This window comes from Streptomyces sp. NPDC054932 (assembly GCF_053610205.1).
The window spans coordinates 1-14,825 of sequence record NZ_JBSGXU010000198.1; the positions used below are offsets into that span (position 1 = coordinate 1).

Sequence of the window (14,825 nt, forward strand, 5' to 3'; positions counted from 1 at the left end):
ACTTCGGGGAGCGGCGCGGTGGGGCTCGCCGTCCCGGCCGTGGCAGCCGTCCCCGCGCCGTTACCGGAGGCGGCCGTCCCGGACTTCGACCCGGCGGCTCCGTCGGCCCGCTGGTCCACCTTCGTACCGCCGCCGGTGTCGGCCACGGCGACGCCGACCGCCACCGCCGCGGCGGCCGCGGTGAGGGACAGCACGATGCGCGTGCGCGCCGTCTTCTTGCGTCGCGCCTCGACGCGGGACGGTGTTCCGGGAGTTCGGCTGCTCATGCCTGTAGCACCTCACAGAGGGGAAGGGGGGTGGTGCGACCGAGCCTAGGGCGGTGATCAGCCGGAACAGCGCCACGGAGGGTTTCTTCAAGTTCTCTTAAGGAAGCCCGCAGGATCGGCTCAGGAACGTTCCGGGGCATACCTGCCATTCGGCCGATACCCGGCACCCCCTGCCCGGACCCGATCCTTCCACCGGCGCCCGTGTGATCATGTCCGTCGACAGATCCGCACCTCATGGGGGGACCATGCGCACCCGCACCACCACCGCCACGACCGGTCTCGTGACCGCGCTCGCAGCGCTGCTCGTCCTCACCGGCTGTACCTCGCCGGGAGGCAGCCGCCCCGCGGCGGTGAGCTCCGTGGCCTCCGCGCCCCCGCAGGGCGGCAGCGCCTCCGGCTTCGACGGGCCCCGGCCGCAGGACCAGAACCTGCTGGCGTGGACCGGGGACCCCAACGACGCGGGGCACGTCACCGCCCAGTCGACCGCCGGGGTCGGCGGGCGGGTCACTCTGGTACGGATCGTCCTGCGCGAGCAGATCACCTGGTCGAACATATGGCTGGGCCTCGCCGGCATCGACCCGAACGCCCAACTCGCCAACTGCCACCTCGGTGTGTACGACGCCAAGGGCGCCCTCGTCGCGACGACCGCGGACATCTCGCCCCAGCTGATGACCGATGCGATCGCCAAGCCCTTCGCCCTCGCCAAGCCCTTCACCGCCGCCCCCGGCACCTACTTCATCGCCCTCCTGCTCAACGGCACTTGGGCCACCAACGGCCTCACCCTGAAGTCCACGGGCGCCGGCATCTCGGTCAACGCGGGCCTGACGCCGCCGAACCTCCGGTACAGCACCCTCCTGACCGGTCAGACCTCGCTGCCGCCCACCGTGAACCTCGCCGACCAGTCCACGAGCACCATCAACACCGGCTGGGCCAGCCAGTGGTACGCGATTTCCTGACCTGCGAGGTCCGCGGGGTCTGCGAGGTCCGCGGGGTCTGCGAGGTCCGCGGGGTCTGCCGGGCCTGCGGGCTCACGCCCGGGTGACCGCGCCGTCCGGGAGGGCGGCGCAGCGGGAGGTACCGGTCGCGTCGTGCCGGTACCAGGCGCCGTCGACGACCCTGCCGTCGGGCAGCGTGTGCTGCTCCGGGCCGCCGTCCGGGACGAATCCCGCGGCGCGCAGGGCCCCCCGGCAGCGGCGGTTCGCGTTCTCGGTGCCGGCCCGCACGGACTGCAGGCCGAGGTGCTCGTGGCCCAACAGGGCGGTGGCCGCGACGAGTTCGGCACCCAGGCCCCGGCCCCGGAAGGCCGGGGCGAGCCAGATGCCGATGGCTCCGCCGTCGTCCCCGGCGAGTGAACTCATCCCGGCCACCAGGCCCGTGGCCGGGTCGACGGCGAGCAGCCGCTCGTCCACACCGGGGGCGGGGAGCACCACCGGTCGCATCAGCTTCCGGCGGACGTCCTTCGGGAAGGCGCGCAGCCGCTCGGCCCGGTTCCCGTCGTGGATGCCGAGGAGGTGTGCGGCGGTCTCCGGGGTGACGAGCGAGTCGGTGATCCAGCCGAACCAGCGCTGTGCGTCGGCGTCGGCGCCGGCCGCGGCGCCGATCTCGACGTCCAGGACGTCGCGCGGGGTGTGCAGGACCAATCGCGCGGTCCGTATCGCGTGGCGGCCGTCGCCGCACCGGTCGGGCGCGGGCTGCGGGCCGCGCGCTCCCCTGCGCCAGATCATCGCTGTCTCCTCACGCGGGCACACTATGCGGCTCCCGCCCGCCCGCCGCCGGAGGGGTCGCTCCCGGCCGAGGACGGCGGCGGCCCGGTCCCGTCGCTCGTCCGGGGGATGAGCGGTACGGGGCGGAATGCCGGGCCGCCCACGGGGGTTGGTGCGAGCACGGCACTGATTCCGGACGCACGGGAGAGCTCATGAAGATCGGCATCATCGGCGCGGGCAACATCGGCGGCAACCTCACCCGCCGGCTCACGGCTCTCGGGCACGAGGTCTCCGTGGCGAACTCGCGCGGCCCCGAGACCCTGGCCGCGCTGGCCGGGGAGACCGGCGCCACCCCCGTCACCGTCGCGGAAGCGGCGCGCGGGGCCGAGATCGTCGTGGTCACGGTCCCCTTCAAGAACGTGCCGGACCTGCCCGCGGGGCTCCTCGACGGGGCCGCCGAGGGCTTCGCCGTCATCGACACCGGCAACTACTACCCGCGCCAGCGCGACGGCCGGATCGCCGGGGTCGAGGACGAGGGCCTCACCGAGAGCCGGTGGACCGAGCGGCACCTCGGACATCCCGTGATCAAGGCATTCAACGGCACGTACGCCCAGGACCTCCTCGACCGGCACCGCGCGGCCGGCGCCGCGGACCGGATGGCGCTGCCCGTCGCGGGCGACGACGCGGCGGCGAAGAAGACCGTCCGCGCCCTCATCGAGGAACTCGGCTTCGACACCGTCGACGCGGGCGGCCTCGACGACTCCTGGCGCCAGCAGCCCGACACCCCCGTCTACGGGCTCCGGGAAGGCGTCGACGCGGTCACCAAGGCCCTCGCCGAGGCGTCCCCCGTCCGCTCGGAGGCCTTCCGCGGCTGACCGCGGACGCACACGGCCCCGACACCCGGGGGCGGTGGCCGCACCGGCCGCCTCCCCCGGCGGCCGCCGTCGAGCGCGACCGGCGTACCATCCCGGGCGTCATATGCCGGTGGGTGACCTACCATGCTGGCATGAGTGATCGTGCGATGCAGGAACCGACCCTCCTCCTCCTGACCGCGCTCGCGGACGAGCCCCGGCACGGTTACGCGATCGCGCGCGAGGTGGAGCTGATCTCGGGCGGACGCGTCAAGATGCGGACCGGCACCCTGTACGGGGCTCTGGAGCGCCTCCTGGGGCAGGGACTGATCGAGGTCCACGAGGAGCAGATCGTCGACAGCCGGCTGCGCCGCACCTACAGCCTCACCGCCGAGGGCCGCCAGAGCCTGGGCGCCGAGGCCCGGCGGATCGCCGCCACCGCGCAGGAGGCCACGCGCCGCCTGGGCGTCTCGGGAGAGACGGCCACGGCGTGACCCTTCGTCTGCTGCGCCTGTACCCGGCCGGTTTCCGCCGCGCCTTCGGCGACGAGGTGGCCGAGGCCTACCGGGAGGCGACCGAGGGCGCCGGCCCGGTCACCCGGCTGCGGGAGGCCGGGGACATCGTGGCGCACGCGCTGCGCCTTCGCCTGGGAGTGGCTTCCGCGTACCGCGGCGGGCGCCTCTTCGCGGCGGCGGCTCCCTTCGCGCTGGCCGCGACCGGGGCGCACGCCGCCTTCCGGCTCGCCTCGACCCTCAACCTTGCCTACGTCACCGGCCGCCCCGACTTCGAGGACCCGCTCGGGTACGCGATCAACGGCCTCTACCTGCTGACCCTCATCGGTACCGTGGTGGCGCTCGGCGGCCGCTTCGCCGTGGGCGCACGGTGCGCGTTCGCCGGAGCGGTGGGCACCGCCGTCTGCTTCGTCATCGCGGCCCTGCCGGGCGCGCTGGAGATGCCGCTGTTGCACGCGGCCCACCTGGCGCCGCCGCTGGCGGTCGCCGCCCTTCCGCTGCTCTGCCCTCCCGACCTCCACCCGCCCCGCCGGATCAGGACCACCACCGGACTCGTGGCGCTGGTGCTCTGGGCCCCGCTGACCGTGGTGCTCCTGGCCCTGCTCGACGCGGGCGGCTTCGGCATGATCGTGCTGTGGCGCTTCGCGGTGACGGTGACCGCCGCCCTGGCCCTGGCGGGCCGCCCGGCCCTCCTCGGCATCCGCACCTCCGGCCAGTTCGCCCTGGCCGCGGCCCCGTTCCTCGTCGTGGGCCACTTCGCGGGGGTGGTGGGCGAGGACACCGCACTGCCGTGCCTGGTCCTGCTCGCGTCCGCGGCCCTGGCCGTGCGCCTGTGGCGCCGCAGGCAGTCGGACACGGCCGGCCGCGCCTGAGCCGGCGGGGTCAGACCTCGGCCCCGGCGACGCTGACCCGGATCTTGGACTGGCCGTGACCGAGCGCCTCCCAGTCCTCCATGAAGCGCGCGGCCAGCCCGTGTCCGGCCGCGAGGTCGACGAGGGTCTGGGTGCGGTAGTAGAAGTCCTCGCGCAGCACCTGGTGTTCGGTGCCGGTGGTGCGGTCGAAGGTGAAGTCGAAGTGGCCCCCGGGCGCCAGGACCCGGCCCACGTTCGCGAAGCACTCGTCGATGACGTCGATCGGCGAGTGCGAGAAGACACTGTGGGCGTGGACGACGTCGAAGTAGCCGTCGGGGAGGAAGTCCAGCGTCAGGTTCTTGGTGATGGTCAGGTGCGGGACCTTGGCCTGCAGCTTGCGATCGGTCAGGGTGCGCTTCGCCGCGATGAGGATGTCGGGCGAGATGTCGATGCCGTAGTAGTGCCCCGCGTCAAGGTAGTCGATGAAGCGCCATCCGGCGCGGAGGTTTCCGCAGCCGATGTCCAGCATGCGCGCCCCGGGCTCGAGGCCGTGCCCGATGAGGTAGTCGAACTGCATCTGTCCGAGCGCGAGCCAGCGTTCGTGGGTCTGGCTGCCGACCGCGGCCTCGGGGTTGCGGCGGGTGTCCGAGGCCATCACGGCCCGGTAGTAGCTGACGTGGTCGGGGTGCTTGAAGGCCAGCCACCGGTCACGGGCGGCCCGCTTCAGGTACGGGGCGATGCGGTTCGGGCGGCTCGCGGCGTAGCGGACCTTGTGGACGAGTGATTCCCGGTTCGCGGTGAGGTTCTTCCTGGTGGCCATGCGCACTCCGTCTCCATCGCAACGTGAATCCCCGACGGCGGGCAGGAGTGGCTGCCGCCGGGGAGGATCTTCGGATCCCACCATACGTCGGTGACCGACATATACAAATCACTGGAGTATCCTGGGTGACGGAAGGTGCCGCACGAGGTGGGCAGGGAAGGATCACGAACATGTGAATTGCGGTGATTTCACCCAGATTGCCAGCCCCCGCCCTTCAGGTCCACGCAACGCGCCCGAGGGCATGACGTCCTGCCCCTCGGGCGTCAGGCGCCAAGAAGGGGTGAAGGACCGGTCGGGTCGGGTACGGCGCCGCCGCTGGGACGGGCTCCGGTCAGACGGCGGGAGCCGGCTGTTCCCCGAGGAGCCGGGCGCGGAAGAGGTCGAGGACCGCGTCGAGCGCCTGCCGGGTGGGCTGTCCGGGCTCGTCGATGAGGTGCTCCGTCAGGACGGAGTGCGGCGCGAGGACGCTCTCCGGGTTCGCCGCGCTGCCGTCCAGCTCCACGGCGACGAAGGCTTCACCGAGTTCGCGCCGCAGGTACGCGAACCGGTCGCCGGGAACGAGCCGGTCACCATGGAAGCGCAGGCCCATGACCTGGAGCCCCTCGCGCTCGCAGCGCCCGCGGACGACAGCGAGGTCCTCGGGGCTGATGTCGATGGCGCCGGCACGGCTCGCGGTGCAGGCCAGCGGGAGCGACGGCTGCGACAGCACCGGGGCGACGAGGCGCTCGTCCGTGGCCATGGCCAGGGCGAATCCGCCGGTCAGGCACATGCCGACGGCGCCGACGCCGGGGCCGCCGCAGCGCTCGTGCTCGGCGGCGGCGAGCGCGCGCAGCCACCCCACGACGCGTGAACTGCGCCCCGTGGCCAGCAGTGTGAACTCGCGGCTCACGCACACCCGCCACATCGACGAGGCCATGTAGCGGACGGCGCCCGCCCGGCCGACGGCGGCGGGATCCGGGTCACGGCCCGGTTCGCCGAAGAGCACCGGGAGCACGGCGGTGCAGCCGGACGCCGCGACGCGCTCGGCGAACTCGATGACCTTGGGCGTGATGCCCGGGATCTCAGCCATGATGATCACCGCGGGCCCCGTACCCCGGCGCAGGATCCGGCGGGTGGCGCCGTCATGGGTGAACGTGCTCTTCTCGAACCCGCTCAGGTCGTGGTCTGCCACGTGCCTGCTCCTTCCCGACGTCTCACCCGGACGACCAAATTACCGACAGGTTGACCCTCGCGGTCAAGGGCCGTGTTCACCCGGACGGCGGTGCCCGTCGGGCACACGGTGTACGGCCGCGTGAGGCTGGGCCGCAGAAGCGGTGCCGCCGTGCACCCGTCCGGTCCGGTCGGGGCCGGACAGGACCGCCCGAGGAGGCTCACACGATGGAGAACGGCCCCGGGCAGGACGCCTCCCGATCCGTCAGCGCCGCTCACCGCGAGGCGGCCGCCGGTGCCGGCTTCGCGGACCGCGCCGACTTCGACGACGCCACCCGCGGCTTCGTCGCCGCCCTGGAGCCCTGCGTGATCAGGGCGGGGGACGGGAGCGTCGTGTGGGACGGCGACACCTACGCCTTCCTGAACGGGGACCGTCCGGACACCGTCCATCCCAGCCTGTGGCGCCAGAGCCGCCTCGTCGCCCTCCAGGGCCTCTTCCGGGTCGTGGAGGGCGTGTACCAGGTCCGGGGGCTGGACCTGTCGAACATGACGCTCGTCGAGGGCGAACGCGGCGTCGTCGTGATCGACCCGCTGATCAGCGAGGAGACGGCCGCCGCGGCCCTCGCCCTCTACCGGGCCCACCGCGGGGACCGTCCGGTCACCGGCGTCCTCTACACCCACAGCCACGCCGACCACTTCGGCGGCGTCAAGGGGGTCACCTCCCAGGCCGATGTCGATGCGGGAAGGGTCCCGGTCCTGGCGCCGGAGGGCTGTGTCGAGCACGCGGTCAGCGAGAACGTCCACGCAGGCACGGCCATGGCCCGCCGGGCGGGCTACATGTACGGAGCCGGTCTGCCCAAGGGCCCGCGCGGCCAGGTCGGCGCGGGCCTGGGCCAGACCACCTCCACCGGCCGGGTGACCCTGATCCGGCCGACCCTCGACATCACCCGCACCGGCCAGGAGGAGACCGTCGACGGCGTGCGCATGGTCTTCCAGCTCACCCCGGGCACCGAGGCCCCGGCGGAGTTCAACCTGCTGCTGCCCGATCACCGGGCGCTGTGCATGGCCGAGAACGCCACCCACACCCTCCACAACCTGCTGACCCTGCGCGGCGCGCTCGTGCGCGACCCGCGCGCCTGGGCCGCGTACCTCACCGAGTCCATCGCCCTGTTCGGCGACAAGTGCGACGTGGTCTTCGCCTCCCACCACTGGCCCACCTGGGGCCGCGAGCGGGCCATGTCGTACCTGGCGCAGCAGCGCGACCTGTACGCCTACCTCCACGACCAGACCGTGCGCCTGCTCAACCAGGGGCACACCGGTACCGAGATCGCCGAGACCCTGCGCATGCCGCCGGCGCTGGAGGCCGCCTGGCACACGCACGGCTACTACGGATCGGTCAGCCACAACGTCAAGGCCGTCTACCAGCGGTACATGGGCTGGTTCGAGGGAAATCCCGCGCTCCTGTGGCAGCACCCGCCGGAGGAATCGGCCCGCCGCTACGTCGAGTTCATGGGCGGGGTGGCAGAGGTCCTGCGCCGCGCCCGCGCCTCCTTCGAGCAGGGCGACCACCGCTGGGTGGCCCAGGTGGTCGACCACGTCGTCTTCGCCGACCCCTCGAACACCGAGGCCCGGGAGCTCCAGGCCGACGCCCTGGAGCAGCTCGGCTACGGCGCCGAGAACGGCACCTGGCGCAACTTCTACCTCACCGGCGCCCAGGAGTTGCGCGGCGAACCGGTCGGGACCCCGGCCACCGCCGCATCGCCGGACGTGATCGCCGCTCTGAGCCTGGACCAGTTGGTGGACTCCCTCGCTGTACGGATCGACGGGCCGCGGGCCTGGAACGCGGACGTCGTCGTACGGTTCGTCCTGCCGGGCTCGGACCCGTTGACGCTGCGCCTGGGCAACGGCGTACTGACGGGTGTCCGCGGGGACAATCCCGCGGCCGGCCGCCCGCACGCCGTCCTCGTGCTCGACGAACCGCTCCTGCGCGGGCTGCTGCTCGGCGCCGTGTCCCCCGACGAGCTCCTGCGGGCCGCGGGGGTGGCCCTCGACGGCGACCCCGCGGTGATCGCCGAACTCTTCGCGTACCTCGACTCCCCCGACCCGGACTTCGCCATCGTGACCCCCTGACGACCCGGCCGGGTCGGGTCGGGTCGGGTCGGGTCGGGTCGGGCGGCGCCTGATCGGCGGCCTCTATCCTGCGGTAATGATCAAGCCGATTGAACTCGTGATATTCGACTGCGACGGGGTGCTGGTCGACACCGAACGCATCGCGGTACCCATCCAGGTCGCCCTCGGAGCAGAGCTGGGCTGGCCGCTCACCGAGGGCGAGGTCATGGACCGGTTCATCGGCCGGTCCAGTGCCTCCATACGCGAGGACATCGCGGCCCGGGTCGGCGACGAAGCGGCCGAGATCTGGCGGGAGCGCTTCGAGGAGCGCCACCGCCTGGCGGTGGACGCCGGGTTGTCCGCCGTCGAGGGCCTCCCCGAGGCGCTCGACGCGATCAGCCTGCCGACCTGCGTCGCCTCCAGCGGCTCGCACGAGAAGATGCGCCACACCCTCGGCCGCACCGGCCTCTACGAGCGGTTCGCGGGCCGCATCTACAGCGCGACCGAGGTGAGCCGCGGCAAGCCGGCCCCGGACGTGTTCCTGTACGCGGCGCAGCGGATGGGCGTCGACCCGGCCGCGTGCGCGGTGGTCGAGGACAGCCGTCCCGGCGTCGAGGCCGCCCGCGCCGCGGGCATGCGGGCGTTCGGCTACGCGGGGGGCCTGACCGCTGCCGAACGCCTCGAGGGCAGCGGTACTGTCGTCTTCCACGACATGTGCGAACTCCCCGGCCTCATCGCCGCAGGATGAGCGGGACGGCGGGGGCCGCGCCAACGGCCCCCGCCCTGCGCGTGTTCCGGACCGCGGCGCCCGCGCGAGCGGTGACGAATCTTCAGGGATCCGCCGCAGCAGCAGTATGCGCCGCGGGGCGGTTGTTCAGGGCGATGGGTTCTTCGTGAACGGTCCAGGTCCCGCCCGGCGGTGATGACCTGGGCGGATGCGCCGGTGGGGGAATTGTTCACGGCCGCCGGGACGGGCCGGGGAATTGTTCGGCACGACGGGCATGGGCGGAATATCGGGCATGTGGCCTTATCGGCTGGGGATGTTACCGGGGACCGCGCTCGGGCATGGTGGTGGAGCGTCCGCGGCCTTCCGGGCCGCGAGCGGACACCCGTAGCGCCAACTGCGGGACCGCGCAGGCGCGATGCACTTCCTCCGGACCGTCGCTCTCGAAGGAGTTGTCGTCATGGTGATCTCCGCGGCTTCCTTTCCGCGCCCCCACGGGCGCCCTTCCGCGCTCGTGATCAAGATCGTCGTCATTGTGGTGGTGGCCGTGGTGACGGCTGTGCTGGGCACGCTCGGGTACTCCCCCGGCACCGCGCTCGGTGTCATCGTCATGGTCACGACGACCGCCCTGGAGCTGGGCCGCCGGGTCGCCGCCGACGGCGGCGACAGCGGTGCCCGCCCGGACCCGATCGGCCGGTAGGGCCGTGGGCACGGGACGGGGGCGGCCTCAGCGGCCGCTCGACACCACCGTCCCGGCCCTGGCGGAGCTCGCGCAGGAACTGCGCGGGCTCCGTGCCACGGCCGGGCTGACGCTCGACAAACTCTGCACCCTCACCCACTGGAGCAAGGGCGCCCTCAGCGCCGCCACGACGGGGCGGGACCTGCCGCGCTGGGACCTCGTCCGGGCGTGGGTGACCGCCTGCGACCCCGACGCCAACCTGGACCTGTGGCGGGCGCGGCACGGCCGCGCCCGCGCGCAGTACGAGCGCTCCCGCGTCGTCCCGGCCGAGGGCGGCCGTACGGAACCCCCGCGCGCACCGGTCGTACCCGCCACGCCGGTCACCGCGGTCACCCCTGCCGGGCCGGCCGGTCCGCGCCCCAGCTCGCTGGAACGGGACGCCTGGCGGACCCTCGCCCCCGACCGGCGGCCCTGGGGGGTCGCCGCCCATCCGGCCGCGATCCCGCTGCGCTTCACCACCGTCGGACTCGACTTCACCGACAGCGGATCCGACGGCGCCGACCTCACCGACCTCACCGGCCGCTACGACCAGATCGGGGAGATCTTCGCCCTCACCGGCAGGCGGCGCCTGCTGATCCTCGGCGACCGCGGCAGCGGCAAGACCCAGCTCGCCCGGAACCTGGGCACCCGGCTGCTGACGTCGGACGGCGGCGGCGTGCCCGTTCTCGTGTCGCTGCGCGGGTGGCGGCCCGGCCACGGCCCCGACAGCCTCCTCGGCTGGATCGCCGACGCCCTCACCGGCTGCACCGCCGAGGACGTGCGGACCCTGCTGGGCAGGCATCACCTGCTGCCCATACTCGACGACTTCGACAGCCTGACCCTGCGTCAGCGCGGTCGGGCGCTGCACACCTTCAACCAGCTGCCGGAGCAGGCCCCGTTCGTCCTCGTCAGCGGGTGGACGGAGTTCACCAGGGCGGTGGAGCAGACCGACACGGTCATCGCCGCGAGCGCGGGGGTGCGGCTGCTGCCCGTGAGCGCCGCCGACCTCGACGGCTGGATCCAGCGCAGCTCCCGGTCCCGTACCAAGGAACAGGAGTGGGCGCCGGTCCTGGCGGCCGTCGTCGCCCGACCCGATCTGCCGGCCGCCGCCGTCCTCGCCGATCCGATGCTGGCCGGCGCGGCCAGGCTGCTCTACACCGACGGGCGCGCCGTTCCGGCCGAGCTGGTCGCCGAGGAGGCGACCGTCGAATCCCTGGAGATCCGGCTGGTCCAGCACCTCTTCGGCACCTTCTCGCCGTACCGCGACGATCACCGCGACGTGGGCGGAGGGCGTCTCTTCCACGAGCAGCACCGCCACCAGGCACTGCGCCTGCTGGCCCAGCGGGAGCTGGAGGAGGGGGGACCCGTCGCCGATCTGCGGGTGCTCTACCGCGGGCGTCACCCCTCCGGGCTCCGGGCGGGCGCACAGGCGGCCCTGCTGTGCCTGCTGATGTGGTTCTTCCTCGGCATCGTGGGCGCCGAGGTGGGCAGGAACGGGTACGACGACTCCGCGGCCCTCGAAACGCCCGGGTTGCTCCTCGGCGTGGTCATCGGGGTCGGCTGGTACGTCTACCTGCGGCACCGGCTGGACCTCAGACCCGCCCGGGTGGATCCCGTGGACCGGGTGCGCATCTGGCTGCTGCGGTGCGTCCCGGCCTCCGTGGCCCTGTTACCCGCATTCGCGATCAGCGAAGCTTCCTTCGCCACGTCCTTCGGCCTGTTCCTGGCCTCGATCGTGCTGGCGCTGGCGGTGGGGCTCGCGGAACATGCCTGCGGACAGCCGAAGCCGGTGGTGTTCCTCGGTGAACTGGCCCTGCTGCCCCTCCTCCTCATCACGCTGACACCGACGTCCGAAGTCGGCGCCCTGGCCGTACCCGCGCTCCTGCCGGTCCTGTTGAGCGTGACGGTGACCGGGCACTGGCTGCGTGCGGTCCTCACCTCGCGCTTCGCACTGTGGGGCCTCTACCCGGGGGTCCTGCTCGAACTGCTCGCCGAGGCCGCCGGGCCGGAGATCCTGCGGGCGGGACCGGACGGCTGGTCCTTCACCCATCCCGCCGTGGCCCGCTGGTACCGCGAGGTCGTCGCGGGCCCGCGCGGAGGGGAGGACGACCACAGGTCCGACGGATGACCGGAGCGCCGCCCCGGCGCCGTCCTCCCGGCCGGAGGCCCTCTTCTCGCAACGCCGCCGTCACCCGTAGTCTTGCTCGCTGCCATCCGACAGCACGTTCACCGAAGTCACTGACGAGACAGGGACATGAGTGTGGAACGGGACGATGTGCATCTCCCCGGCGGCCGTCCGCTCATCGCGCGGCGCGATCGGGCCGAGGCCCTGGGGCAAGCGGGAAGTCCCCGGGAGGCCGCCCGCCAACTGGGCGAGCTGCTGGTCGAGTGCGAGCGGACGCTGGGCGCGGCCCACCCGGACAGCCTGCTGACCCGTGAACTGCTGGCGCACTGGACGGGCGAGTGCGGGCGGCCGCTGGCGGCCGCCGCCGAGTTCCGCAAGCTGTGCCGCCTCCGGGAGCGCGGGCCGGGCCCGGACGACCCCGCCGCCCTGCGGACCCGCCACGGCCTGGCGTACTGGACCGCCGAGACGGGTGATGTCCGATCCGCCCTCGCGATGCTGGAAGAACTGCTCGCGGTCCGGCTGGAGGTGCTGGGCGCGGACCACCCCGACACCCTGGCCACGGAGCACGAGTTCGCCCGGCGGGTGGGTGAGGCCGGAGAGCCCGGGACGGCCGCCCGTCTGCTGCGCGCGGTGTGCACCGCCCGGACCCGGGTGCTGGGGGCGGACCATCCGCACACCCTCACCTCGTGGCAGGAGCTCGCCCGCTGCGTCGGCGCCGCGGGTGACCCGTACCGGGCCGCGGACCTGCTGACGGAACTCCTCCAGCGGCGGGTCCGGGTACAGGGCCGCCGCCATCCCGAAACGCTGCACACCTGCCACGAACTCGCCGTCTGGGAGGCCGCGTCCGGGCGCCCGCCTGCGGCGAGGGCACGGCTGCGGGAGCTGCTGCCGCTGCGCGCCGAGGTCCTGGGCACGGCCCATCCCCATGTCGTGGCGACCGCCGAGCTGCTCGGAGCGCTGGAGTCGCCCGGGAGCACCCCGGAATCCGCTGTCGAATCCGCCGTGGAATCCGCCGCTGGCGGCCCCGCCGTGCATGAGGTGCCTCGGGCGCATCTGCTGCGGTGACCGGTCGTCCGGACCACCCCCGTGCGGCGTTCAGCTCTTGTCGCCGGCCTCCGCCGCCTTGGCCGCGATGTCCTCCAGGACGGCCTTCGGGTCGCCGTCCGGGTCGACGGCGCGTCCGATGTTGCGCTTGATCGTGTCGCTGACCGTCACCCAGGACGGGTCGTTCACCGGGTAGAGCCGGGCGGTCCGCAGCGCGCTCAGGAAGTCCTCGTCGGTCTGGCTGAGGCCGCCGCCGGCCGGGGTCCGCGCGGCGGACGCGGTGGACGGCAGCAGGTGGTAGCGGCCCACGAAGTCCGACAGGTTCTTGTCCTGGTAGACGAATTCCAGGAACTTGCCGATCTCCGTGCGCCTGTCGTTCTGCTTGAAGGCCACCATCCAGTCGGCCACGCCCACGGTCGGCGGGGCTTCCTCGCTGGCGAGCGAGTCCGAGACCGGCATGGCGACCGTACCGACCTCGATGCCCTTGGCGGCCGCCTCGTGCGCGAGCGACGGGTAGCCGTTGAGCATGCCGACCTCGCCCCGCAGGAAGGCGGCGAAGGCGTCGGCGCGGTTCAGCCGGGACGGCGGCGTGGGCCCGATCAGGCCGGGGGTGACCAGGTTGTCCTTCACCCACTGCCAGGTCCGGATGTTGCGCTCGGAGTCCAGGCTGTAGCTGCCCCGGCCGTCGGCGTAACCGCCGCCGTTGCTCAACTCCCAGATCAGCGCCTCGGCGTGCGCCTCCTCCGGGCCGAGCGGCATGGCGTACGGGAACTTCACGCCCTTGTCCTTGAGGGCCTTGGCGGCGGCCTTGAGCTGGGACCAGGTCTTGGGCGGCGCCGCAATGCCCGCTCTGGCGAAGAGGGCCTTGTTGTAGAACAGCAGACGGCTGCTCGCCACGAAGGGCAGACCGTAGAGGCGGTTGTTGACGGTCCCCGCATCGGCGAGCGGCTGGAGGAAGTTCGCCTCGGCGCCGACCGAGAGGAGCTCCTCCGCGGAGTACAGCTTCCCCTCTGCGGCGAAGTCCGAATAGGAGCCCATGAGCGCCACGTCCGGCGCCTTGCCGGCCTTGACCATACGGGAGACCTCGCGGTCGATGTCGGCCCACGGCAACAGCTGGACCTCGACCTTGATGCCGGGGTGGGCAGCGGTGAACGCGCCGGTCGCCTTGTCCCAGTATGCCTTGGAACTGTTGGCCGGGGAGTCGCCGTACTCGGCGGCCACCAGGCGGAGCGTGGCGCTGCCGTCCGCGCCGCCGTCCGGACCACCGCATCCGGACAGCGGTGTCAGCAGGCCGAGCACGACCGCGGTGGCGGCCGGGCCGAAGATCTTTCGTCGCACGAGTGTATTCCCCTGATGTCGCATGGATGTTGCCGCTCATGGCGCACCCGGCGGGGGTGTCCCGCGGCCCGGTGGCCGGAATCATCTCCTGAGGTTGGAGGGATTGATTCCGCTCTCGGGGCATGTGTGGCCGATGATCCAGTCAGAGGTTCTCGTACTTGTGCTTTCCGACATGCGGGCGACCGTTCCGACGCGCGTAGAACGGGATTCGGTGCGACGGGGGCGGCCGTGCCGGGCACAGCGCCCCCGCACCGTGCGCACCGTGCGCACCGTGCGCACCGGAAGGAGACAGGGGTCGCGCTGCTTCTGTGCGCTGCCCACCGGGTTCGGGCCCACGTCCACCCAACCGGCGGCGGATGGTGTCCGCCGCCCCCTCACCCGGTCTCCCGGGCGGTCCTAGTCGAGCGGCCTGCCGGGGCAGTGCGCGTCGCCCCAGGCCGTCGTGGCGGTACAGGGATCATCGCCCCGGCGGATGTCGCGGAGCCAGTCGCCCACGTCCGGGAATCCCGTGCCGGCCGCAGGAGCCGCGGCCGCGGGGCCGACGGGTGCCGCGGCCGCCGGGGTGGCGGCCGCGGTGGCGGTACCCAGCAAGACGAGACCTGCGGCGGCCCGCGC

The 14,825-nt window shown here is 73.0% G+C and carries 14 protein-coding genes and 1 pseudogene; 9 read left to right on the forward strand and 6 right to left on the reverse strand.

The genetic code is table 11. The features are described 5' to 3' along the window. A pseudogene (locus ACWGE1_RS34400) lies at nt 1-266 on the reverse strand (CAP domain-containing protein); the annotation flags it as partial. A 245-nt stretch (nt 267-511) separates the two neighbouring features. On the opposite strand from ACWGE1_RS34400, the gene ACWGE1_RS34405 reads away from it, so the two are divergent. Beyond that, the gene (locus tag ACWGE1_RS34405) at nt 512-1,222 is read left to right on the forward strand and encodes a hypothetical protein (protein WP_453424385.1); all 711 of its coding nucleotides are present in this window, start codon (nt 512-514) and stop codon (nt 1,220-1,222) included. A 72-nt stretch (nt 1,223-1,294) separates the two neighbouring features. On the opposite strand, the gene ACWGE1_RS34410 is transcribed toward ACWGE1_RS34405, so the two are convergent. After that, entirely contained in the window at nt 1,295-1,990 is a 696-nt protein-coding gene (locus ACWGE1_RS34410; protein WP_453424386.1) for a GNAT family N-acetyltransferase, read from the reverse strand. Between the two features lie 2 nt (nt 1,991-1,992). On the opposite strand from ACWGE1_RS34410, the gene ACWGE1_RS34415 reads away from it, so the two are divergent. From ACWGE1_RS34415 to ACWGE1_RS34425, 3 genes are all read left to right on the forward strand, one after another. Further along, complete coding sequence (locus ACWGE1_RS34415; protein ID WP_453424398.1) at nt 1,993-2,844, forward strand: NADPH-dependent F420 reductase; 852 nt, start codon at nt 1,993-1,995, stop codon at nt 2,842-2,844. Nucleotides 2,845-2,975: 131 nt separating this feature from the next. Then, on the forward strand, nt 2,976-3,314 hold the full coding sequence (locus tag ACWGE1_RS34420) for a PadR family transcriptional regulator (RefSeq protein ID WP_453424387.1): 339 nt from the start codon (nt 2,976-2,978) through the stop codon (nt 3,312-3,314). After that, entirely contained in the window at nt 3,311-4,204 is an 894-nt protein-coding gene (locus tag ACWGE1_RS34425) for a hypothetical protein (RefSeq protein WP_453424388.1), read from the forward strand. Before ACWGE1_RS34420 ends, ACWGE1_RS34425 begins: the two co-directional genes overlap by 4 nt. Before the next feature lie 10 nt (nt 4,205-4,214). On the opposite strand, the gene ACWGE1_RS34430 is transcribed toward ACWGE1_RS34425, so the two are convergent. Both ACWGE1_RS34430 and ACWGE1_RS34435 read right to left on the reverse strand, forming a co-directional pair. Beyond that, nucleotides 4,215-5,003: a class I SAM-dependent methyltransferase gene (locus ACWGE1_RS34430; RefSeq protein ID WP_453424389.1), complete on the reverse strand. Its 789-nt coding sequence runs from the start codon at nt 5,001-5,003 to the stop codon at nt 4,215-4,217. A gap of 331 nt (nt 5,004-5,334) precedes the next feature. Then, nucleotides 5,335-6,174: a dienelactone hydrolase family protein gene (locus tag ACWGE1_RS34435; RefSeq protein WP_453424390.1), complete on the reverse strand. Its 840-nt coding sequence runs from the start codon at nt 6,172-6,174 to the stop codon at nt 5,335-5,337. A 206-nt stretch (nt 6,175-6,380) separates the two neighbouring features. Here ACWGE1_RS34435 and ACWGE1_RS34440 point away from each other — a divergent pair, with 206 nt between their 5' ends. The 5 genes from ACWGE1_RS34440 (at nt 6,381) to ACWGE1_RS34460 (ending at nt 12,893) form a co-directional block, all read left to right on the forward strand. Further along, entirely contained in the window at nt 6,381-8,282 is a 1,902-nt protein-coding gene (locus ACWGE1_RS34440) for an alkyl/aryl-sulfatase (protein WP_453424391.1), read from the forward strand. 76 nt (nt 8,283-8,358) lie between these two features. Further along, entirely contained in the window at nt 8,359-9,009 is a 651-nt protein-coding gene (locus ACWGE1_RS34445) for an HAD family hydrolase (RefSeq protein ID WP_453424392.1), read from the forward strand. A 436-nt stretch (nt 9,010-9,445) separates the two neighbouring features. Further along, nucleotides 9,446-9,685 (forward strand): hypothetical protein, encoded by a 240-nt coding sequence (locus tag ACWGE1_RS34450; RefSeq protein ID WP_453424393.1) that lies wholly within the window; start codon nt 9,446-9,448, stop codon nt 9,683-9,685. Nucleotides 9,686-9,689: 4 nt separating this feature from the next. Continuing rightward, entirely contained in the window at nt 9,690-11,831 is a 2,142-nt protein-coding gene (locus tag ACWGE1_RS34455) for a helix-turn-helix domain-containing protein (RefSeq protein WP_453424394.1), read from the forward strand. Nucleotides 11,832-11,957: 126 nt separating this feature from the next. Beyond that, on the forward strand, nt 11,958-12,893 hold the full coding sequence (locus ACWGE1_RS34460) for a tetratricopeptide repeat protein (RefSeq protein ID WP_453424395.1): 936 nt from the start codon (nt 11,958-11,960) through the stop codon (nt 12,891-12,893). Between the two features lie 30 nt (nt 12,894-12,923). On the opposite strand, the gene ACWGE1_RS34465 is transcribed toward ACWGE1_RS34460, so the two are convergent. Both ACWGE1_RS34465 and ACWGE1_RS34470 read right to left on the reverse strand, forming a co-directional pair. Further along, nucleotides 12,924-14,210: an extracellular solute-binding protein gene (locus tag ACWGE1_RS34465; RefSeq protein ID WP_453424396.1), complete on the reverse strand. Its 1,287-nt coding sequence runs from the start codon at nt 14,208-14,210 to the stop codon at nt 12,924-12,926. A gap of 396 nt (nt 14,211-14,606) precedes the next feature. Beyond that, the coding region (locus tag ACWGE1_RS34470; protein WP_453424397.1) for a hypothetical protein at nt 14,607-14,825 on the reverse strand (219 nt) is incomplete at its 5' end.